Source organism: Achromobacter sp. MFA1 R4 (assembly GCF_900156745.1).
Taxonomy (GTDB): domain Bacteria; phylum Pseudomonadota; class Gammaproteobacteria; order Burkholderiales; family Burkholderiaceae_B; genus Achromobacter.
Map to the genome: position 1 here is coordinate 3,333,513 of NZ_LT707065.1, position 21,192 is coordinate 3,354,704.

Consider the following 21,192-nt stretch of genomic DNA (forward strand, 5'->3'; position numbering starts at 1 on the left):
CATATCGCCCGCCTATACCCGCATATCGACATAGTATTTTTTGCCCGCCCCAGACCGGCGCAAGCTTCACTCCCATGCAGGTTCCCCAACCTCGGCGGCCTGCGCGACAAGGAGAGTGACGATGGCAAAGCTGGTTTATCGCGTGGTGTCCGCGTGCGGCGCGCTGGGATATGGATTTCCCCGGGAATCGCTGCAGAAGGCCCTGGAAGGGCGCATCGACGCCGTGATCTCGGATGCGGGGTCGATGGACGCCGGCCCGTATTACCTGGGTACCGGAACCGAGTACTTTGAACGCGAAGCCGTGAAGGCGGACTTTCGCAACATGGTCGAGGCGGGCGAACGCATCGACGGGCCGGTCATCCTGGGGAGCTGCGGCATGGCGGGCGGCAACCGCAACCTGGACTGGATGATCGCCGTCGCCAAGGAAGTCTTCGAGGAGCTGGGCGTGCGCGACCGCAGCGTGGCGGTCATCCGTTCCGAGCTGGATCCGGCGAGCGTCATCCGCGAATACCGGGCGGGGGCGCTGCGGGCCACGGGCGCCGGTCCCGACCTGGACGAGGCGGCGCTCGAAGAGAGCGTCATCGTGGGCCAGATGGGCGTGCATCCCCTCATCACCGCGCTGGAAAGCGGCGCCAAGTACGTGCTGGCTGGCCGGGCGTGCGACATTGCGCTGTTCGCGTCGGACATGATCCGCCGCGGCATCGATCCCGGCCTCGCGTACCACGTGGGCCATGTGCTGGAATGCGGCGCGCTGGCGTGCGACCCCGGGTCGCCGTCGGATTGCCTGGTGGCGGAGATCTATGACGACGGTACGGCGCTCTTCGTGGCGCCGGATCCGGCGCGGCGCTGCACGCCCTATTCGATCGCGGCGCATTCGCTGTACGAGGAAAGCCATCCCCAGCTCCAGTTCTACCCCGAGGGCATCCTGGCGATGGAACACACCGAGTTCTTCGCGCGCGACGCGCGCACCGCCGGCATCCGCAACAGCCAGTTCGTGCACGCGGGCAAGCCATGGCCGTGGAGCATCAAGCTGGAGGGCGCGCGCTTGCTGGGCAAGCGCAAGGTGTCGCTGGTCCATCTGGACCCCGCCGACCTGCCGCGCGTCCCCGAGGACGTCCTGGTGTATGGCCGCAACGGCGTGCAGGCCACGCCCGTGCGGGATGGCGAAGAGGAGCTGGGCCTCATCGTGGAGACGCGCGCCGCCACGCCCCAGGCCGCCGAAACGCTGGCCAGCCTGCTCACCCACTACCTGATCCACTATGGCTATGCTGGGCGTAAGGCCACCGCCGGCAACATTGCCTATCCGCTGTCGCCCAATCTGGTGAGTTTCCAGCGCGAGGACGGGCAGTACGGCGCGGTCGTGCCCAGCGGCACGCGCGATCCGGTGTTCCAGGCGAATTACGCGATGATCTGGGAGGCGGTGATCAAGCTGGTGCAGACGGAGTTTCCGGATGCCTTGCGCGACGCGGCCTGGCAGATCCATGAAGCCGGGGCCGACCGCCCGGTGGCGCTGCTGCGCACCATCGACCGCGATCCCGCCCGGCTTGCCGCGCGCCACCGCGCCGACCTGGACGGCCTGCTTGCGCTGGCCCCCGCCCGCGAAGGCTCGCGCATGAACCTGGACGCGGGCGACGCCTATGAATGGACGCTTTACCACCTGCTCCAGAACGAAGACCTGATCAAGCAGCGCATGTTCCCGATCACGTACTTTCGCGCCAATGGTTCTGCATGGACCGAAAGCGGGTCCGGCCGGCCCCGCTACGACGACATCGGCACCACGCGCTACGAAGGCAACCTGGATGACCGCACGCTGTCGCTGATCGCCGACGCGCCACCCGACGGCAGCCCCCAGCGCGAACAGCCGCTGCTCGACATGGCCGTGGTGATCCGCAGCAAGGACGCGGGCATCAACCGGCTCACGTTCGACATCGTGTTCAACTCCGCCGCCGACTACGAGGCCGCGCTGCGTTCCAACGTGTTCTGCCCCGCCAGCGTGGCGCGGGTGCTGGGGGTGCCGCCCGAGCGCGTCGTCGGCGCGTTCTTCGTGGATAGCTGCAACGCGATCAAGCTGACGATCGACCGTCCGAATATCTCGGCCTCGCCGGACGAGCGCGATGTGTTCGGCGCGCAGCAGCAGGCCGTTATCGAGCGCCTGTCGATTCCGCACTACGCGGAGCGGCTGGCGATGGCCTCGGCGTTGTAGCGCGGGGTCGGCGCATGCGTGCGGCCGGCGGCGAAGGTGTCAGACTGTAATCGCTCGCCGGCCGCACGCCCGCACCGCAAGATTTGGAAACTGTCTGGGCGGTGGCCCGGCATTTTCGTCCACGCCACGGACGTAGAATGCCGCTTTTCGATCAGGGCCATCCGGCTGACAGGAACCAATCATGAAAAAAACCATCCTTCTTGCATCCGTATGCGCCGCGCTGCTTTCCGCCTGCGCGCCCGCTACCTCTCCCCGCGAAGGATCGTCCGCCATGCCTGCTTCCGCCGTTACGCCGTCCGCCGCCGCCGAGACCCAGGCGACCCTGACTGCCTACCACTGGCGCTTGACCTCGGCCACCGATGCGGCGGGCCAGTCGATCGCCGCCCTCCAGAAGGGCATCGAGCACCAGGTGCGCCTGAGCTTCACGGCCGATGGCCTGAACATCCGCGGCGGCTGCAATGCGCAGTTCGGCGGCTACACCTACAAGAACGGGGTGCTGACCATCGCGAACCTGGCGTCCACGATGAAGGCCTGCGAACAGAGCCTGATGCAGCTGGACGCCGAAATCGGCCAGCGCCTGAAGGGTGACCTGCGCGTCGCGCTGTCGGGCGACAAGGCCGAACCGGCGCTGGAACTGGCGGCGCAGGACGGAACCGTGCTCAAGTTCATCGGCGAACCCACGCCCGAGACGCTGTACGGCAGCACGGGGCAGATCATGTTCCTGGAAGTGGCCGCCAAGCGCGCCGAATGCAGCCATCCCATGATTCCGCACTACCAGTGCCTGATGGTGCGCGAGCGCAAGTTCAACGAGGCGGGCATCGCGCTGCCGGCGCCGGACAAATGGCAACCGCTCTATCAGTCCATCGAGGGCTTCGAACACCAGGACGGCGTGCGCACCGTGCTGCGCGTCAAGCGCTATGACTGGAAGAATCCGCCGGCCGATGCGCCCTCCAAGGTCTACGTGCTGGACATGGTGGTGGAGCAGGACGCCTCGGGCAAGCAGGCCCGCTAGCGCAGGCGCACCGCACGGCCCGGCTCACCACGTCAGATAGAACATCGCCTTCGCCAACACGACGATGGCGATCATGTGGCAGAAGACGCTCAGGTGCATGCGGCCCTGCACCGCGCCCGTCAGCCGGCGGCGACGGGCCAGCGCCAGCGCGCTCGCCACATGGACCAGCACGCTGAGCGCCAGCGCGATCTTGATCGACAGCAGCAGTCCAAAGGACGATGCCCAGGGCGCGGACAGCGCGCCCCGGTGCTGCCACGCGAGGCCGATGCCGGCCACGTACAGCACCAACACCGACCACGGCGCCACGCTGCGCACACGCGGACCGAGCTGGCTGCCCAGCGCCTTGCGCACGTCGGGCGGCAGGCGACGCTGCACGGGCTCAAGGAACAGCACCTCGAAGGACACCGTGCCGACAAAAAGAAAGGCGGCAAGCAGGTGCAGGATGAGCAGCACGGGATAGACGGTCATGGCGGCGCCCGGGATATGGCGGACGCGAGAGCGGCAGGGGCGCTGCAACGGCGCGGCGCCTGCCGCCCTGGTCCCGGAGGTTCTGCGGGACATTGTCCGCCCGCGGCGCGGCGGGCGGCATGACGAACATCAAGCCGAACATCAAGCCGAACGTCAAGCCGGACAGGCCGGCTGGAGGCCGCCCGCGGCGTCCGGTCAGTTCCCCGCCGGCGTGAGCGTCAGCGTGTCCGAGCGCTGGCTGTCCACCTTCGCCCGGCTGAACGCCATCGGAAAATACTCCCCGGTCGCCCAGCCCTTGAGCAAGTCCTGATAGTGCGGGCTGCGCGGATCCGCGGACTGGCCCGGCACGTTCTGCACGCGCGAGTTGTCCCAGTCGGACACGTCGATCACCTGCCGGTACGACGCGCCGCTGGTCTGGCGGAAATCGCACTTGCGGAATGTGGCGCGATGCACCGTGTCGTTGTCGCCGCCGACCGGATAGCGCGGCGTGCCCCACGCCTTGGCGGTGTCGGGCGGCAGCAGGGCGGCCAGGCTGTGATCGAACTGGATGTGGTGCAGCTTGCCCCATTGCCACTGCGTCGAATCCGGTCCCATCTTGGCGCTGAGCTTCTGCAGCCCGTCCGCCAGCGCCTGCAGCAAGAGGGCGTCGCGGCCCTGCTCCGGCCGGGCGCCGAAGGCGGCGTCGGGCGTGGCGAGCTTTTCCAGGGTCTTGCGGGTGGAAAGCTCGCCGAACGCCGCACGCCCGCTTGCCGGCACGTACAGGTCGGTCACGCGCTTGACGACTTCAGGCAGCCAGAACGCATAGACCGTCGCGGCCCGCGAATCGGTGTCCATGCGGTAATCCCAGTCCTTCAGCAGGCGCAGCGCCGCGCCGACGTTCGGGTCGGCCGAGTTCAGGGCCTTGGCGTAGCCCCCCAGCGTACGGGCCGGAATCGACAGGTTGTCGAACTGCAGGTCCTGCGACTGCTGCACCGTCAGCCCGCGGCCTTCGGCCACCACCTCGCGGATGCGCTGGACGCGGTAGGGTTCCGCCCAGGTGCGTGCCGACATGTCCCGGTAGGGGTAATCAGCGGGCAGGTTGTACTCGTTGGCCGTTGCGACGTAGCCCTCGGGCGGGTTGTAGACGCGGGGCAGGGAGTTGCCGGGCAGCACGCCGCGCCATTCGAAGTCGCCGTTGCCGGGCACGGGCAGCATGCCCGACCAGTCGTTGCGCGGACGGATCGGCGCGATGCTGCCGCCAAACCAGCCGATGTTGCCGTCCACGTCGGCGTAGACCATGTTTTCGCTGGGCGTGTAGTGCTTTTCCATGCCCGCCACGAACTCATTCCAGTTCTGCGCCTGGTTCAGCCGCAGGCTGGCCAGGTAGGCCGCCGTGCCCGGGAATTCCAGATAGGCGGCGCGCACCGCGTAAGCCTTGCGGCGCACCGGATCTTCGTGGATGACGGGTCCGTGGCGCGTGAACTTCAAGCTGCGCACGGCGGGAGCGGCGCCGCGCACCGGGATGGTCTCGTCGACCTGGCGCATCTTTTCCCACCGGCCCTGGTAGCGGTATTCGCCGGGGTTCGCGGGATTGGTTTCGTAGACGTAGAGATCCTCTTCGTCGGCGAATGCAAAGATGGTCAACCCGAACGCGATGCGGTCGTTGTGGCCCATCGAGACGCCGGGCAGCGACGGTTCGCCGGCGCCGATCACGTTCCAGCCCGGGGCGTTCAGGTGGACCATGTAGCGCAAGGACGGCATGGCGATGGATCGGTGCGGGTCGCCTGCCAGGATGGGCTTGCCGGTGGCGGTGCGCTCGCCGCTCAGGGTCCAGTTATTGCTTTCGTAGCGGGCGGCCAGGGGGTCGAAGCCGGGGTCCAGCGACGCGAGCCTGCCCTCGGACAGGGCGCTCGCCAGCCTGGCGCGGTCGTCGGCGGCGAGCGGGCTGCGCGGGAAATCGCCGGCCTCGAACTTCTGTCCGTCGCGCGCAAGCCGGTAAGTGGCCAGCACCGATTTGTCGATCTGGCGCACGTCCAGGCCAGCGGGAATCTGCAGCGCCAAGGGCGGCTCGAAGGTGCTCAATCCCTGCACGGTGTTCAGGCCCAGGGCGGCGATCCGCTCCGACATACGGACCTCCTCGCTGAGGTTGCGCGTCAGGCCGTAGATGCGGATCAGCGAAGTCTCCGCGCTCCAGTAGCCGGGCTCGGTGCCCGTCAGCTTGAACTCCGGCGGCATCTGGTCGGGATTGGCCTTGACCCAGTTCACGTAGGCGTTGATGCCGTTGGCGAACGCAGTGAGGATGGCCTTGCCTTCGGGGTGGTAGCTGGCGAATTCCGCCTGCATGTCGCCGCGATACAGGAAGAGGCGCGCGGCGCGGTCCTGTTCGATGAAGCGCGGTCCGAACTGCTCGGCCATCTTGCCTTCGCCCTGGCGGCGCCACAGGTCCAGTTGCCACAGCCGGTCGCGCGCGGCGGAAAAGCCCTGCGCGAAGAACAGGTCCGCCTGATTCTTGGCATAAATGTGGGATACGCCGTGCTTGTCCCTGACGATCTCCACGGGCTGCGACAGGCCCGCCATGGCGACCGTGTCTTTCTTGCCGCCGGGCGCGGCGCAACCGGCCAGCACGACGATCAGGCCGCTTGCCAGCAATGCGGCGGCCCTGCGCTTGAACGTACGCATAGACTTCTCCTCCGGGTTATTGATTTTTTCTCTGCCCGCGGTACGCAGGCGCTGAAAGTCGCGCCGGACGCCACAGCAAGCAACGAGTAGAACTAAATCAGAAGCGGAGGAAGCACTGTGTCATTTGGCTAAATGTGGAAGGACCTGTAACGGGGCGGCTGCGCGGGGCGCCAAGCCGGGCGGGCGGCCCGGACAGGTTTGGTCACACCGACGACGCGCGCGCGCAACTGCGCGCGCGTCGTGGGCCGGTACGGTGCAAAGGCCGAGTCACCAGCGACGCTGCGGTTCCGTCTGGGACTGCGATGCCGGCTGCGACATGCCGCTGCCGTGGACGGTGCTCTGGTACTTGCGATAGTCGGAGATGTACACCGGACTGTTGATGTCCGGGGTTTCATCGCCGGCCCACTGGGCTTCCAGCCCTGACTCTCGCCATGCGGCGAGGTCGCGCTCGACGTCGGCGCGGGTGGGGGTGTAGTCGGGGGCGGGCGCGGCGGTGGTGGGCGCGGAAGCGGCCGACTGGGCGCCGGCCGGGCTGGACAGCAGGGCGAACACCGCCAGCGCGGCCGGGACGAGGGCGCGGAATGTCAGGTCAGGCTTCATGGATGACTCCTAAGGCTTCAGGGGGAGACGCAGCATTGGGGCCGGTGTCCTCGAAGCGCGCGCCGTGGCGCGGCGCTGGCCGAAGATAGCTGCGGACCGGATACGCGACGGTCATGGTCCGGCGCGGCGCGCTGGCGCGATGGCCTGTTCGGCGCGGGGGGGCAGGCCGGGGGGGTGACCCGGCGGGGCGCGGCGGCCCGGGTCTCATGCCTTTGTGCTCATCGTAGGACCGCATGGGTGCAGCCCGCATACTCAAATTTGAGTACGCTCCCGGCGGCCTCGGCCGTCGTCCTGCGCCTACAGCAGCGAGGCGAGTCTCACCAGTTCGGACTGCCGGCTGCACTCCATCTTGGTAAGCAAAGAGGCCACCTGCTTGCGCACGGTAAGCACCGAGGCATGGCGCAGGGTGGCGACCTCCTCGACGCTGTGCCCGGCGGCCAGGCCCGCCAGCACCGCGGCCTCGGCATGCGTGATGGAGAACACGGATTGCAGCTTGGTGACGTCAGGCATGGCGAAGGCGCTTTTCTTGCGCAGGCGCACCAGCAGCATCCTGCCGCCGATCAGGCTGAGCGCCTGCGGCGCCGCGCTGATGTCGACCCAGAAGAGTTCCCCCCAGCCGGAGGCCGTGGCCATCGAGCGCATCTGGCCGTCGCGCGCCACGGCGGCGCAATGCGCATCGAACAGCCGCTGCACCTTGGCGTCCGCGTGGCGCAGCCTGCGGCCGTGCAGGGTCCAGCCGTTGGTGTCGCCCAGGTAACCGACTGCCAGCGGCGACAACTTGTCCACCATGCAATCCATGCTGATGAGCAGCACCGCTTCCTGCACCTCCGAGAAGGCGCTTTCCAGCGATTTCCATCCGATGGTCCGGTTGCGCTCTCGCAGCGCCAACTGGTTGCGCAGCGTGCGAAAGTACCGGGCATAGTCGCCGGATTGCAGCCGCTCGCTGGCCTTGAGATCGACGGACGAGCGCTGAAAGCCGATGGCGGCGTGCAGCACGGTGTTGGATTCGATGATGAGCGCCAGCACCTGCGCCATGCGGTGCTTGGTCATGAAGTCCGCGTAGAACTCGGTGCGGCGCAACTGGGCCGCGTCGTACATGCGCGCGGTGTCCAGCCAGGTGCCCGCGGGCGCGTTGCGGGAGTCCTGTTCCACGATGTCGCAGCTGAAGTAGTGCGCCTGGTAATCCGCCGCGCACGCATCGGACAGCCCGATGGCCGACAGGGTCAGCAGCTTGTTCCGGGCATCGAACACGATGAGGGCGCCGCTGTCGGCGCCGACCAGGTCACGGGCCGTGCTGAGGATGTCGGCCCATGGCGGATCCGGGTCGGTCAGATGGTCCACGGCCTCGACGGCGCGGCGCATTGCGATTCGATGATCGGGCATGGCGTGCCTCCAACTCTGGTTCAGACGTAAACGTTGCTACGTGTCACAGATGGTGGTAGGTGGCGCCGGCCGGTCAGGGATGGCGGCGCACCGCTGCTGCGGATCAAAGCGGCTGGGCGCGCCGCGCATGAACGCGTGATCGGCAGCGGGCCCAAGCGCAAATTATCGTCTCAAATCCTCGCGCACGGCGAGATTCCCTGCGAATACAGGCCATGAAAATCGGGGCGGCGCGCGTGGTGATGCGGCGATACCGGGATAATTCAACCGGCGCGCAACGGCGTGCGCGCGCGCCGCCCGGCTAGGGCTCCAGCAGCCGCAGCAGCGGCGCCTTGCGCGCATCGTCGGCCTTGCGCGCCAGCGCGGCCAGCTTCTTGTCGGAACCGAACAACCGCGCACGCACGTGTGCACGCACATGCGCTCGTTCATGCTCGGGCAGGTCGGCAAGCGCGTCGGCCAGTAGTGTCAGTGTCTGCGCATCGTCGACCGCGAACCTGGCGGGCAGCTTGAAGCCGTCGGTGCAGCGGCGCAGGCACGCGACCGCGGTGGAGACGGTGTCGGGCGTCAGCCCATGGTGTTCAAGAAAGACGGCGGTATAGCGGTCCTGCACCGACTGATGTTCGTCATCCACCTGATCCATGTAGTGCCGCAGCAGCGCAAAGCGGCTGGCGTCGGCCAGGCCCAGCGCAAAGGCGGCATAGGTGCCGGACAGGCAGGCCTTCTCGGCTTCGGCGTCGGTGTACCACTCGTAGGGCTGGATCGCGGCGCAGGCATAGGCCTGCAGCGCGTCATGCGCCTGCGGGTGCTGCGCGGCGTTGGCAAAGAAGCGGTGCATGTCGGACCGGGCGAGGCCCTTGACCGGCAGGTAGTGGCGCGCCGTGCTCTTGAACGCGATGCGGTAACCGGCGGGAAAGCCTGCGCGCAGCAGGCGCGTGATGAATTCCAGCGACCGGACGTAGGCAGCCGGCGTTTCCTGCCGGATCGCGATGGTCACGGTGGCGAGCACGTCGTTGGCGGCGCAATCCACGAGCTCGTCCGTCAGCCGGGTGCATTCGGCCGGATGCGCGCCGCTGCCTTCGGCCAGCATGGCCGCCGCGCGCGCGCTGCCCAGGTCGCGCGCGATTTCCAGGAATCCCAGGCCGGTGGGACGCGCATAGCCGGGCTCGTGGCGCAGGATCAGCGTCGCGGCGTAGAGCAGCAGGTCGATGCCGCGGTCCTGGGGATCGAGCGCGGCGCCGGGCTTGCGCGCATAGATGTTCTGGCGGAAGGGGTCCTGCGAGACGTCGACGTAACGCGGCAGGTACTGCTGCTCGGACCAGCGGCGCAGCGCGTGGATGAGGGAGCCGCGCAGCTCGGCCAGCGACGGCTGTCCCGCGTTCAGGGCGAGCAGGCGCTGGAAGATGCAGACCAGCCGCGCGTAGTCCGGTTCGGGAAAGAGGCGCGCATCCAGCAGGTGGCCGCACAGCAGGCTGACATGCAGCGGATCGGTGGGTTGGCTGCCATTGAGCACGGCTTGGTCGATGTACTGCGCCACGCGCTCGCGCAGCCACTGCTGCTTGTGCGCGTCGGTGTGGTCCACCAGCGTCAGGCGCAGCCGGCCCCCGGTGGTGGGGAACTGCGCGCGAAAACGGAAGTGGTGATTCAGGTGCGGCTTGCCGGCAAGCCGGGCGATGCGTTCGAGCACGGCCTCGCGCAGCACGGGCGCCAGGGATTCCTGGACCGCTTCGGGGCTGAGCGGACCGCCGCCGCCCTCGGCGTGCAGCCCGTCCTCGTCGTCCGGCTCCCATCCCGGCATGACATCGAACACGATGCGCGTGGGCTCGTATTCCAGCAGGATCTCGCTGTGGATGCCGGCTTGCAGCGGTGTGCGGGCCACGATGGCATCGACGTCGTCGCGCGCTTGCAGCTTGTCGAACCAGCCATGGATGGCGGCGAGCGCTTCATCCTGGATCTGGCGGGCGGTCTTGTGATGCACGCCAATGGCGCGGGATACGTCAGAGCTCATGATGCATGGAGTGGCTGCAAGTGCGCGGAATGCTACACGATGCGGCACACGCCCTGGGCATCCGGCAATTTCAATGCGGGGCCGCGAACTCGCCGATGGCGACGGCGGGCGACAGCGCGAACGACGCCTTCATGTCGCGCACTTCCTCGACCGGCGCGCGGCCGAAGAAGCGCTTGAACTCGCGGCTGAATTGCGACGCGCTCTCGTAGCCCACGCGGGCCGAGGCCGACGCGGCCGTCAGGCCGTCGCGGATCATCATGAGCCTTGCCTGGTGCAGCCGCGTCGACTTGATGTATTGGATCGGCGAGGTCTGCGTGACCGCCTTGAAGTTGACGTGAAAGGCGGGCACGCTCATGCCGGCCTCCTGCGCCAGGTGTGTCACGTCCAGCGGCTGGGCGAAGTCGGTGTGGATGCGGCGCAGCGCCCTGGCCACGCGCCCGAAGCGTCCCTGGTGCGCCAGCGCGGCGCGCAGCGCGCCGCCTTGCTCGCCGCTCAGGACGCGAAAGCCGATCTCGCGCACCAGCGCCGGGCCGAGGACCTGGGCATCGAGCGGACTGCACAGCGCGCGCAACAGGCGCACCGTGGCATCGGCCAGTTCGCCGGACAGCGGCGTGGACGCGATTCCCAGCGGCGCGTGATCGCGGGGCGCGACCTCGCGGGGGCCGCCTTCGTGGGGGCCACCCTCGCGGGGGCCGCCCTCGCGCCGCGCGGCGTCGTGCGCGTCGATCGCCAGCGCCAGGTCCGCCACCGTGGCCAGGTCCAGCCGGATCGAGACGGCCAGCAGGGGCTCTTCTTTGCTGGCCTGCGTTTCCGTGGAGAAGGGCAGGGGCACGGACAGCACCAGGTAGTGCTGCGCGTCGTAGACATAGACCTCGTCGCCCAGGAAGCCCAGCTTGCGGCCCTGGCACACGATGACGATGCCGGGTTCGTAAAGCACCGGCGTGCGGCCCAGCGGCCGGTCCGACCGCATGAAACGCACGCCGTCCAGCGCGGACAGGCTGTATCCCTCGTTGGGCGCCAGGCGTTCGACCAGGGCGATCATCTCTTGCGACAGCGGATTGGACGGCAGTGTCATGGGGCCTTCGTGATTCGGTTTCCGGTTCCGGGCATTCTACCGGTCCGCGTCCCTGCAAAAAACGGCCTTCAATAGGAATGGGCAAGGGTGCGATAGGGCCGGGTATTCGCGCGAGGCGGCGCCGTCCTTAGCATTCCAGTCATGGTTCCAACTTAGGAGAACGACCATGACCACGACGCAATCCCAACAATCCCGGCAATCCAAAGTGGTGCTCATCACGGGCGCCAGCAGCGGCATCGGCGAGGCGACCGCGCGCCTGCTGGCCGCGCAGGGCCACCGCGTGTATGCGGGGGCGCGCCGCACCGACCGGCTGGAACGGCTGGTGCAAGAGATTCAGGCAAAGGGCGGCACGGCGGCGTTTCGCGCGCTGGACGTCACCTCGGCCGAGGACATGCAGGCCTTTGTGCGTGCCGCGGAAGCGGCCTACGGGCCGGTCGACGTGATCGTCAACAACGCGGGGGTGATGCCCCTGTCGCCCTTGTCCTCGCTGAAGGTGAACGAGTGGGACCGCATGATCGACGTGAACATCCGCGGCGTGCTGCACGGCATTGCCGCGGTGCTGCCCGGCATGGAACGCCGGGGCCGGGGACAGGTGATCAACGTGTCGTCCATCGGCGGGCTGAGCGTGTCGCCGACGGCGGCGGTGTACTGCGCGACGAAGTTCGCGGTGCGCGCGATCTCGGACGGCCTGCGCCAGGAGACCGACAAGATCCGCGTGACGGTCGTCTGCCCGGGCGTGGTCGAGTCAGAGCTGGCGGACACCATCACCGATGACACCGCGCGCGTGGCGATGCAGGAATTCCGCCGCGTGGCGCTGCACCCGGACGCCATCGCCCGCGCCATTGCCTATGCCATCGATCAGCCCGACGACGTGGACGTCAGCGAAGTGGTGGTGCGGCCGACGGCCAGCCCGTATTGAACAACCCATTGAGAGGAAAGACATCATGACGACGACGTACGACGCAACCCGCCCCTTTGCCGGCCAGGCCGCCATCGTGACGGGGGCGGCCAGCGGCATCGGCCAGGCCACGCTGGAACTTCTGCATGCGCAGGGGGCCAGCGTGGTGGCGGTGGACCGGCAGGAAAGCGTGCGCGCGCTGGCGCGCCCCGGGGTCGAGCCCCTGGTGGCCGACATCGCGCGCGAAGAGAGCGCCGAGCTGGCCGTCAGGACCGCGCTGGCGCGCTACGGCCGCCTGGACATCCTGGTGAACAACGCCGGGATCATCATCAACAAGCCGGTGGTCGACATGACCCTGGACGACTGGAACGGCATCCAGGCGGTCAATTCCACCGGCGCCTTCCTGTTTTCGCGCGAGGCCATGCGCGCGATGGTGCCCGCGGGCCGCGGCGCCATCGTCAATGTGGGCTCCTATGCCTGCTACCAGGCGTTTCCCACCATCGCGGCCTACGCCGCGTCCAAGGGCGCGCTGGCGCAATTGACGCGCGCGCTGTCGCTGGAGGCGATCGAGCACGGCATCCGCGTGAACGCCGTGGGGTCGGGGGACGTGGTCACCAACATCACCAACCATATCCACGCCGATGGACCGAAATTCCTCGCCGAGCATGGCAGGAACGCGCCGATCCGGCGCGCGGCCGAGCCGAGCGAGATCGCGGAGGTGATCGCGTTCCTGGCGTCGCCAAAAGCCAGCTACATCGTGGGCGCCGTGGTGATGGCCGACGGCGGCATGAGCGTGGCGCTGCGCTAGGCGCGGCCGGCGGCGTCAGCGCGGCGGCAGGATCGCCGCGCGCCACAGGTCCAGGAAGTGGCGCTTTTTCAGCGGGTCCAGGTACACCAGCAGGCCGACGCCCAGCGCCATGGGCCGCACGCCGGCCGCGGGCACGACCGAAGCGCTGACCGGCCGCATGCCGGAGACCCGCGCCAGCGTTTCCTGGCCGCGCGCGGACAGCAGATAGTCGAGAAACAGCGCGCCCAGGTCGCCGCGCGGCGCCTGCCGCGGAATGATGGCCGAGCGCGACAGCATCAGCGTGTAATCCTGCGGATAGATGATCGCGAGCGGCGCGCCCTGGTCGATGCGATGCCGGGTATAGGATTCCAGCAGGTTGTAGGCCAGCGTGACGTCGCCGCTTTCCAGCTTGTCCAGCGCATGTTCGGTGGACGCGTGGAGCGTCACGCCGTTGCGTCCGAAGGCGGCAAGGAGTGCGCCCGCCATGCTGTCCAGGCGCGTGTCCTGCGTGGCGGCCAGGTAGCCGATGCCGCTGCCTTGGACGTCGTAGGTGGAGATCCGTCCGGCCAGCGGCTGGTCGGGCGCCTGCAGCAGCGACAGCAGTTCGCGGCGGGTGTGCGGCGTGCGGGCGGCGTCGAGCCTGCGCGTGTCGTAGACCATGACGATGGGATCGGTGCCGATGCTGAACACTTCGTCGCGCCAGTTGGCCCAGCCCGGCAGGGACCGCGTCTGCGGCGACACGTGGGGACGCGCATAGCCGTCGTTGACGAGCTTGGTCTGCAGGTCCATGGCACTGCTGATGACGAGGTCCGGCCCGGACGGCACGCCGGGCGCCTTCGCGGCGCGGTCCACGGCGTCGTTGTAGAGATCCTGCGTGGACAGTTCGGTGTATTCCAGCCGCACGGACGGGTTCAGGCGGCTGAACTCTTCCAGCACGCCCCGAAACACCTCCACGCTATTGGATGCATGCACGACCAGCACATCGCTGCTGTCGGCGGGACCCAGCACCAGGCCGCCGTCGCTCACCTCCGCGGCGTGGGCCGTGGGCGCCAGCGCCACCGCCACCGCCAGCGCGGCGCTGGCGGCCAGGCCGCGCAGGAAGGACAGGGCGCTACGCATGGCCGGCGCTCGCAGGCAGGGTGATGACGGCGTCCAGGCCGCCGCCCACGCGGTTGCTCAGGCTGAGGCTGCCGCCGTGGATGTCGACCACCCGCTTGATGATGGACAGGCCCAGGCCGGCGCCGGGCGAGCGGGGATCGGGACCCCGCGCAAAGCGCTCGAACGCGGTGTTGGCCAGCGCGGGCGGGATGCCCGGGCCTTGGTCGGACACCATGATGCGCCAGCCGCCGTCGTGGCGGTCCAGCCGGACGTCGATGTGGCCGGCGTCGTTGGCGCCGTGGCGCAAGGCGTTGTCGATGAGGTTCTTGAAGGCTTCGCGCAGCATCAGGCTGTCGCCCGGCACGCGCGGGGCGTCGCCGGCGCCGGCGGGCGGCAAGTGCAGGCGGACGTCGGGCTGCGGGTCGGCCTGCGGCACGGTGTCGTACACGGCCTGGCTCAGCAGCTCGGCCAGGTCGACGGGGTGGAACTGCCTGACGTTGCTGCGATGGATGACGCTGGCGTCGCTGAGCAGCTGGTTGACCAGGCGCGAGAGCTTTTCGGCGTTGCGCAGCACGGCCAGCAGGCTGCGGCGCTGCTCGGCCGGATCGTCCTCGTCCAGCGCCACCTCCATCTGCGCATGCAGCGCGGCCAGCGGCGTGCGGAGCTGGTGCGCGGCTTCCGCGATGAACAGGCGCAGCGTGTCCAGGTTCTCGGACAGCCGGGCCATGAAGCCGTCCAGCGCGTGCACCAGCATGTCCAGTTCCTCGGGCACGGGCGCGGCGATGGGATGCAGGTCGGACGCGCTGCGCCCGGCCAGCTCGCGCTCGACGCACCGGATCGGCGCCAGGGAGCGCCGCAGGCCCCAGTACGCCAGCGCCAGCGCGGCGGCCGCAAATCCGATGAGCGCCAGCGTGCCCTGCCACAGGATGCGCCGGGCCAGCGCGTTGCGCGCCTCGCGCGTCTGGGCGACCTGGATGATCGCGGTTTCGGTCTCGCGCGGGCCGGCGATCTTGCGTTCCATCCAGGCGATGCGCACGGGCTCGCCGCGGTAGGCGGCGGCGTATAGCTGCGGGGTGCTGGCGTCGCCCTGGCCGCGCGCGGGCGGCGCTGGCAGGTCACCGTATCCCGAGATGAGCGCGCCGCCGCCGGCGGCGACGCGGTAGAAGACGCGGTCGCGCGGCGCCTGTTCCAGCAGCGCGAGCGCCGCGTACGGCATGTCCATCTGCCAGGCGTCCTGCACCAGTTGCAGGCTGTCGGCGATCGACAGCGCGGAGGCGCGCAGAAGCTGGTCGTAGGTGGTGTCGGCCGTCTGGTTGGCGTAGCCGCGCACCAGCAGGAAGATCGCGCCCAGGCCCACCGCGAACAGCGCCAGCAGCACCGTCAGCAGGCGGCGGCGGATGGAAATGCGGCGGGGAGGCGGGGTGCGCGGCCGGTCCATGCGTCGGCGCCTAGGCGCGCGGCGTGGCGGCCGGATCCCCATCCGCGCCGCCCGTCGCCGTCAGCAGGTAGCCCGTCCCGCGTTGGGTCTCGATGCGCAGGGGCGACCCTTCCAGCTTGCGGCGCAGCCGGGCGATATAGACCTCGATGGCGTTGGGCGCGGCGTCGTCGTCGAAGGCGAACAGCTTGTTCGCGATTTCCGTCTTGCTGACGGCGCGGTTCATGCCGGCGAGCAGGATTTCCAGCAGGCTGAATTCGCGCTTGGGCAGGTCGATGCGCCGGCCGGCCAGCGTCACCTGGCGCGCCGCGCTGTCGATCACCAGGTCGCCGAAGCGCAGGGTGCCGGTAGCTTGCGGGCTGGGACGGCGCAGCAGGGCGCGGCAGCGGGCTTCCAGCTCGCGGAAGTCGAAGGGCTTGGCCAGGTAGTCGTCCGCGCCGGTATCCAGGGCGTGGACGCGGTCTTCGATGTCGATGCGCGCGGTCAGCGCCAGCACCGGCGTCTTGCTGCCGCGGTCGCGCAGCCGGTGCAGGATGTCGAAGCCCGACATGCGGGGCAGGCCGATGTCCAGGATGACGAGGTCGAAGGTCTCGTATTGCAGGACGCCGTCGGCGCTCAGGCCGTCGTTTTGGCAGTCGACCGCATGGCCGAGACGGCGCAGCCGGCGCACGAGTGCGTCGGCCAGATCCTCATCGTCTTCGATCACCAGGATGCGCATGCGGCGATTGTCGCATGGTGGAGACGTGGCCCCCACGCCGCGCGCGCTTCGCGCGCTAGCTGCCCCCCGAGGGGGCGCTTTCCCCTTGGGGACGGCCCGGCGGGGAAAGGGGCCCCCACGCCGCGCACGCATCTCCGCAGCCAACAAAAAGCGACAGGTTCCAGACAGCTTTTCTTCCTAGCCTTGCGGTCTTGCTTCCCAAGCCGGAGGCACGCACACATAACAACGACTAGCTGGAGATAACCCCTCATGCTTCTGACCCTGCTTGGCTTCGGCATGGTGATCACGTTCATGACGCTGATCATGACCAAGCGCCTGTCGCCTCTTGTTGCGCTTATCCTTGTCCCCATTATCTTTGCCCTGCTGGGCGGCTTTGGCGCCGGCATCGACAAGATGATGCTGGACGGCATCCGCAAGATCGCGCCCACGGGCGTGATGCTGATGTTCGCCATCCTGTACTTCGGCGTGATGATCGACGCCGGGCTGTTCGACCCGATCGTCGGCCGCATCCTGCGCGCGGTGAAGGGCGATCCGCTGAAGATCGTGGTGGGCACGACGGTGCTGGCGCTGGTGATCTCGCTGGACGGGGATGGATCGACCACGTACATGATCGTGGTGGCGTCGATGCTGCCGCTGTACCGGCGCCTGAAGATGAACGCGCTGTCCATGACCTGCCTGGCGATGCTGGCCAGCGGCGTCATGAACCTGACGCCGTGGGGCGGGCCGACGGCGCGCGCCGCCAGCGCCCTGCACGTGGACGCGGGCGACATCTTCGTGCCGCTGGTGCCCGTGATGGGCGTGTCCATCGTCGCCATCCTGGTCCTGGCGTTCTTTCTTGGCCTGCGCGAACGTCGCCGGCTGGGCGTGCTGTCCTTGCCCGAGGGCGCGTCGCTGCATGCCGGCTACGACGAGGACGGCCCCAAGAACCTGCCCGAGATCGAAGTCGACCACGACCTGCGCCGCCCCAAGCTGCTGTGGGTGAATGCCGGCCTGACGCTGGCGCTGATGGTGAGCCTGGTGCTGGGCGTGCTGCCGCTGCCGGTGCTGTTCATGATCGCGTTCGCGGTGGCGCTGATCATCAACTACCCGAACCTGGCCGAGCAGCGCCGCCGCGTGGCGCAGCATGCGGGCAACGTGCTGTCGGTCGTGTCGCTGATCTTCGCGGCGGGCATCTTCACAGGCATCCTGTCGGGCACCGGCATGGTCGAGGCCATGTCGCGCAGCCTGCTCGCCGTGATCCCGGACGCGCTGGGCCCGTATCTCGCGGGCATCACCGCGCTGGTCAGCCTGCCGTTCACGTTCTTCATGTCGAACGACGCCTTCTACTTCGGCGTGCTGCCCATCCTGAGCGAAGCGGCGCAGGGCTACGGGATCTCGCCCGTCGAGATGGCGCGCGCCTCGCTCATCGGCCAGCCGGTGCATCTGCTCAGCCCGCTCGTGCCGTCCACCTATCTGCTGGTCGGCCTGGCCGGCGTGGAATTCGGCGATCACCAGCGCTATGCGCTGAAGTGGGCCACGATGGTTTGCCTGGTCATGCTGGCGGCCGCCCTGGCGTTCGGCCTGTTCCCCCTGGTGGGCGCCGCCTGATCTCCCGCGGCGCGAGCCGCACGACTTTCAAAAGGAAGAACCATGGCTTTGCGCATTGCCTACGTCACCAGCGGCATGGGCCACACGGGCACCGCGATCTGCCAGGCGCTGCATCGCGCCGGGCATCGCGTGGTCGCGGGCTGCGGGCCGCGCTCGTCCCGCAAGGACCACTGGCTCAAGGAGCAGAAGTCGCTGGGCTACGACTTCATCGCCTCGGAAGGCGACGCCACCGACTGGGCCTCCACCGAGGCCGCGTTCGCCAAGGTGCGGCGCGAGGTCGGCGAGATCGACGTGCTGGTCAACAACGCCGGCTCCATGCTGGACATGCGCTTTCGGCAGATGACCCACGCCGACTGGTCCGCGGTCCTGCGCAGCAACCTGGACACGCTGTTCAACAGCACCAAGCAGGTGGTCGACCGCATGGCGGACCGCGGCTGGGGGCGCATCATCAACATCGGGTCGGTCGCGGCCGAGAAAGGCCAGATCGGCCAGATCAACTTCGCCACGGCCAAGGGCGCGGTCATCGGCTTTACGCGGTCATTGGCCCAGGAGGTCGCGGCGCGCGGCGTGACGGTGAACCTGGCGTCGCCGGGCTTCATTGCCGACGACACCGTGCGCGCCTTCCCGCCCGCATTGCTGGACCGCATCGTGGAAAGCGTCCCGGTCGGCCGGCTGGGCACGGCCCAGGACCTCGCCGGGCTGTGCGTGTGGCTGGCGTCGGACGATGCGGCGTTCGTCACGGGCGCCAACTACGCGATCAACGGCGGCGTGTACATGAGCTGAACCCCTGAGCTGAACCCCTGAGCTGAACCCATGAGCTGAACTGCGCCGTTCAGTTCGCCAGCTTCACCGCGCCGCTGTCGATCAATGCCTTCCATTTGGCGTTGTCGGCCTGGATGAATTTCATCAGGTCTTCCCGCGAGCCGCCGCCCGCCAGCATGCCGGCGTTGTCCACCGCGGCCTTGAATTCGGGCGTTGCGACGGCGGCGCGCAGCGCGGCGTTGATCGGTTCGAGCTGTTCGCCGGTGATCGCGTTGCTGGCCGCCACCGAGAACCATTGGGTGGCGGCGTAGCCTTTGAATCCCGATTCCGCCACGGTCGGCACGCCGGGCAGGCTGTCCAGGCGATAGGGCGTGGTGACCGCATAGGCCTTCAAGGCGCCAGCCTTGATCTGCGGCATCACCGGCGCGGAGCCCAGGATGGCCAGCGGAATCTGCCCGCCCGCCACGTCCGCCACCGCCTGCCCGCCGCCCTTGTAGGGCACGTGCACGATGCGGGTGCCGGCGTACTGGTTCAGGAGTTCGCCCGCCAGGTTCTGCGAGGTGCCGTTGCCGGAGCTGCCATAGCTCCAGGCTTCCGGCCGGCGCTTCGCGTCAGCCAGCACGTCCTGCAGGCTGTCCTTGGCGTCGCGGGCTGGGCCGACGATCACCATGGGGCCTTGCGCCATCAGCATCACGGGCGCCAGTTCGCGGCCGATCTCGGGTTGCGGCGTGGGATAGATCAGCGGTCCCGGCACGGTGATGAGATAGCCGTCGGCGGGCTTGCTGCGCGCCACCAGTTGCAGGGCGATCGCGCCGGATGCGCCTGGGCGGTTTTCCACGATGACGTTCAGGCCGGTCTTGCGCGCCAGTTCCTGCGCGGCGATGCGCGTCAGCACGTCCGCGGTGCCGCCGGGCACGAAGCCCACGACCCAGGTGATCTGCTTGGCCGGCCAGTCCTGCTTGCCGTCGGCCGCGCCGGCCGCGGCGGCGGGCAGTGCAAGCGCCAGGACCAGCGCGCCGCATGGGATAGCGAATTTCATGTTTTCCCCTTGATTTCTGCTATCGAGTGAACCGCCACGGCATCAACTGGGGTCCAGTTTTCCGGGCGGGGTGTTCGGATGCGCGGCGCAGGACTGGTTGAAGGCCTGCACCATTTTCAGCATGGGCCCCAGCACCCACGTATTGAAGATGAGGACATCGCTTTCCTCCTTGGGGTCCTGCTTCACGTTGAAGAGATAGGGCGATTCCAGCTTGCCCTTGCCCTCGTTGACCTCGGGCTCCCAGTAGAAGTGCAGCTTCCAGTCGCGCCATTTGACGGCGCGCAGGTCGTTCTTGATGTAGAACAGAAAGCCTTCCCGCAGCGACGTCGCGCTGGCCCCCGTGAAGAAATCGGTCTGGTCGATGCCGTCGATGGGACGGTCCTGCGGAATCTCCGCGCCGCCGATGCGCGACAGCGTGGTGTACAGGTCGGTGACGTGGACCATTTCGTTGGACACCTGGCCGGGCTGCACGCGGCCCGGCCAGCGGATGATGAAAGGCACGCGCAGGCTGCCTTCCATGGCGGTGTGGTACGTGCCGCTCCAGGGGCCGGCGGTGCCCCGGTAGGGCCGGCGGTACTCGGGGCCGTTGTCGCTGCAGAAGATGAACACTGTGTCGTCGCGCAGGTTCAGCGCATCCACGGCTTGCACGATCTGGCCAACCCGGTGGTCCATTTCGACCATCGAATCCGCGAAGTCCCCCGCGCCGGTGCGCCCGGCAAAGTCGGGATGGGGCAGGGTCGGAAAGTGCAGGTGCACCAGGGGCAGATACAGGAAGAAGGGGCGCGCGGCCTGCACGTTGCGGCGCATAAAGTCGATGGACCGGTCCACCAGTTCGGCGTCGATGCCGCGGCGCGTGTCCAGATCGTAGACCTTGACGTTCTCGGACGGGCCGCCCGCCTGGCCCTGCATGATGTACGGGATATCCGCCACCGACGGATCGAACCCCACCGAGGCCGTGAACTGGCTTTCGTCGGTGGTGCGCGGGATGCCATACCACTCATCGAAGCCGCGGTCCGACGGGTAGCGCCCGGGCACATCGCCCAGATGCCATTTGCCGAAATGCGCGGTGGCGTAACCCTGGCCCGACAGTTGCTGGGCCAGCGTGATCTCGTCGCGCGTGAGCCCCTGCGGCAGGCCCGGCGGCACGGATTGCAGGCAGCCCGTGCGGATCGGATGCCGCCCGCTCATCAGCGCCGAGCGCGTGGGCACGCAGTCGCTTTCCACGTTGAAGTTCTGCAGCAGCAGGCCTTCGGCGGCCAGGCGGTCGATGTGGGGCGTGGGCGCGCCGCGCAGGGCGCCGCCGCCGTAGCAGCCGAGTTCCCCCCACCCCAGGTTGTCGGCCACGATCAAGACGATATTGGGCTTGTTGTCCAACTGCGGTTCCCCTTTTTTCCATGTCCAGCGCCGTTGCGAATGCGCGGGTTGATCCCAGGATTCTAGGAGGGGAGGGGCAACATAAAATTCCCA

General features: G+C 68.4%; 17 protein-coding genes. 6 read left to right on the plus strand and 11 right to left on the minus strand.

The window, feature by feature from the left end; translation table 11 throughout:
* Positions 1-121 precede the first annotated feature (121 nt).
* Both BXA00_RS15200 and BXA00_RS15205 read left to right on the plus strand, forming a co-directional pair.
* Positions 122-2,203: a DUF4387 family protein gene (locus BXA00_RS15200; protein ID WP_076519247.1), complete on the plus strand. Its 2,082-nt coding sequence runs from the start codon at positions 122-124 to the stop codon at positions 2,201-2,203.
* 271 nt (positions 2,204-2,474) lie between these two features.
* The gene (locus BXA00_RS15205) at positions 2,475-3,215 is read left to right on the plus strand and encodes an META and DUF4377 domain-containing protein (protein ID WP_197685547.1); all 741 of its coding nucleotides are present in this window, start codon (positions 2,475-2,477) and stop codon (positions 3,213-3,215) included.
* Between the two features lie 24 nt (positions 3,216-3,239).
* Here the strand turns inward: BXA00_RS15205 and BXA00_RS15210 are convergent, their stop codons facing one another.
* From BXA00_RS15210 to BXA00_RS15235, 6 genes are all read right to left on the minus strand, one after another.
* Entirely contained in the window at positions 3,240-3,683 is a 444-nt protein-coding gene (locus tag BXA00_RS15210) for a CopD family copper resistance protein (RefSeq protein ID WP_076519249.1), read from the minus strand.
* A gap of 195 nt (positions 3,684-3,878) precedes the next feature.
* On the minus strand, positions 3,879-6,341 hold the full coding sequence (locus BXA00_RS15215; RefSeq protein WP_076519250.1) for a penicillin acylase family protein: 2,463 nt from the start codon (positions 6,339-6,341) through the stop codon (positions 3,879-3,881).
* Between the two features lie 267 nt (positions 6,342-6,608).
* Positions 6,609-6,941: a hypothetical protein gene (locus tag BXA00_RS15220; protein ID WP_076519251.1), complete on the minus strand. Its 333-nt coding sequence runs from the start codon at positions 6,939-6,941 to the stop codon at positions 6,609-6,611.
* Between the two features lie 297 nt (positions 6,942-7,238).
* Positions 7,239-8,324 carry a LuxR C-terminal-related transcriptional regulator gene (locus BXA00_RS15225; protein ID WP_076519252.1) on the minus strand — a complete coding sequence of 362 codons (1,086 nt, stop codon included), beginning with the start codon at positions 8,322-8,324 and terminating at the stop codon, positions 7,239-7,241.
* Between the two features lie 298 nt (positions 8,325-8,622).
* Complete coding sequence (locus tag BXA00_RS15230) at positions 8,623-10,326, minus strand: DUF6138 family protein (protein ID WP_076519253.1); 1,704 nt, start codon at positions 10,324-10,326, stop codon at positions 8,623-8,625.
* A 70-nt stretch (positions 10,327-10,396) separates the two neighbouring features.
* A complete protein-coding gene (locus BXA00_RS15235; protein WP_076519254.1) occupies positions 10,397-11,401 on the minus strand; it encodes an AraC family transcriptional regulator in 1,005 nt (334 codons plus the stop codon).
* A 166-nt stretch (positions 11,402-11,567) separates the two neighbouring features.
* Between BXA00_RS15235 and BXA00_RS15240 the strand changes: the two genes are divergently transcribed.
* Positions 11,568-12,320: an SDR family oxidoreductase gene (locus BXA00_RS15240; RefSeq protein WP_076519255.1), complete on the plus strand. Its 753-nt coding sequence runs from the start codon at positions 11,568-11,570 to the stop codon at positions 12,318-12,320.
* A 25-nt stretch (positions 12,321-12,345) separates the two neighbouring features.
* Positions 12,346-13,107 carry an SDR family NAD(P)-dependent oxidoreductase gene (locus BXA00_RS15245; RefSeq protein WP_076519256.1) on the plus strand — a complete coding sequence of 254 codons (762 nt, stop codon included), beginning with the start codon at positions 12,346-12,348 and terminating at the stop codon, positions 13,105-13,107.
* 15 nt (positions 13,108-13,122) lie between these two features.
* Here the strand turns inward: BXA00_RS15245 and BXA00_RS15250 are convergent, their stop codons facing one another.
* Genes BXA00_RS15250 through BXA00_RS15260 form a run of 3 tightly spaced genes read right to left on the minus strand, consistent with a single transcriptional unit; the run spans position 13,123 to position 16,337 of the window.
* Positions 13,123-14,205 carry an ABC transporter substrate-binding protein gene (locus tag BXA00_RS15250; protein ID WP_076519257.1) on the minus strand — a complete coding sequence of 361 codons (1,083 nt, stop codon included), beginning with the start codon at positions 14,203-14,205 and terminating at the stop codon, positions 13,123-13,125.
* A complete protein-coding gene (locus tag BXA00_RS15255; RefSeq protein ID WP_076519258.1) occupies positions 14,198-15,622 on the minus strand; it encodes a sensor histidine kinase in 1,425 nt (474 codons plus the stop codon). The genes BXA00_RS15250 and BXA00_RS15255 overlap by 8 nt, the downstream gene beginning before the upstream one ends.
* Before the next feature lie 10 nt (positions 15,623-15,632).
* Positions 15,633-16,337 (minus strand): response regulator transcription factor, encoded by a 705-nt coding sequence (locus BXA00_RS15260; protein ID WP_076519259.1) that lies wholly within the window; start codon positions 16,335-16,337, stop codon positions 15,633-15,635.
* A gap of 249 nt (positions 16,338-16,586) precedes the next feature.
* Here BXA00_RS15260 and BXA00_RS15265 point away from each other — a divergent pair, with 249 nt between their 5' ends.
* On the plus strand, positions 16,587-17,924 hold the full coding sequence (locus BXA00_RS15265; protein WP_076519260.1) for a CitMHS family transporter: 1,338 nt from the start codon (positions 16,587-16,589) through the stop codon (positions 17,922-17,924).
* A 42-nt stretch (positions 17,925-17,966) separates the two neighbouring features.
* A complete protein-coding gene (locus BXA00_RS15270; protein ID WP_076519261.1) occupies positions 17,967-18,707 on the plus strand; it encodes an SDR family oxidoreductase in 741 nt (246 codons plus the stop codon).
* Between the two features lie 49 nt (positions 18,708-18,756).
* On the opposite strand, the gene BXA00_RS15275 is transcribed toward BXA00_RS15270, so the two are convergent.
* A complete protein-coding gene (locus BXA00_RS15275; RefSeq protein WP_076519262.1) occupies positions 18,757-19,725 on the minus strand; it encodes a tripartite tricarboxylate transporter substrate binding protein in 969 nt (322 codons plus the stop codon).
* Positions 19,726-19,767: 42 nt separating this feature from the next.
* Entirely contained in the window at positions 19,768-21,099 is a 1,332-nt protein-coding gene (locus BXA00_RS15280; RefSeq protein WP_076519263.1) for an arylsulfatase, read from the minus strand.
* Positions 21,100-21,192: the final 93 nt, after the last annotated feature.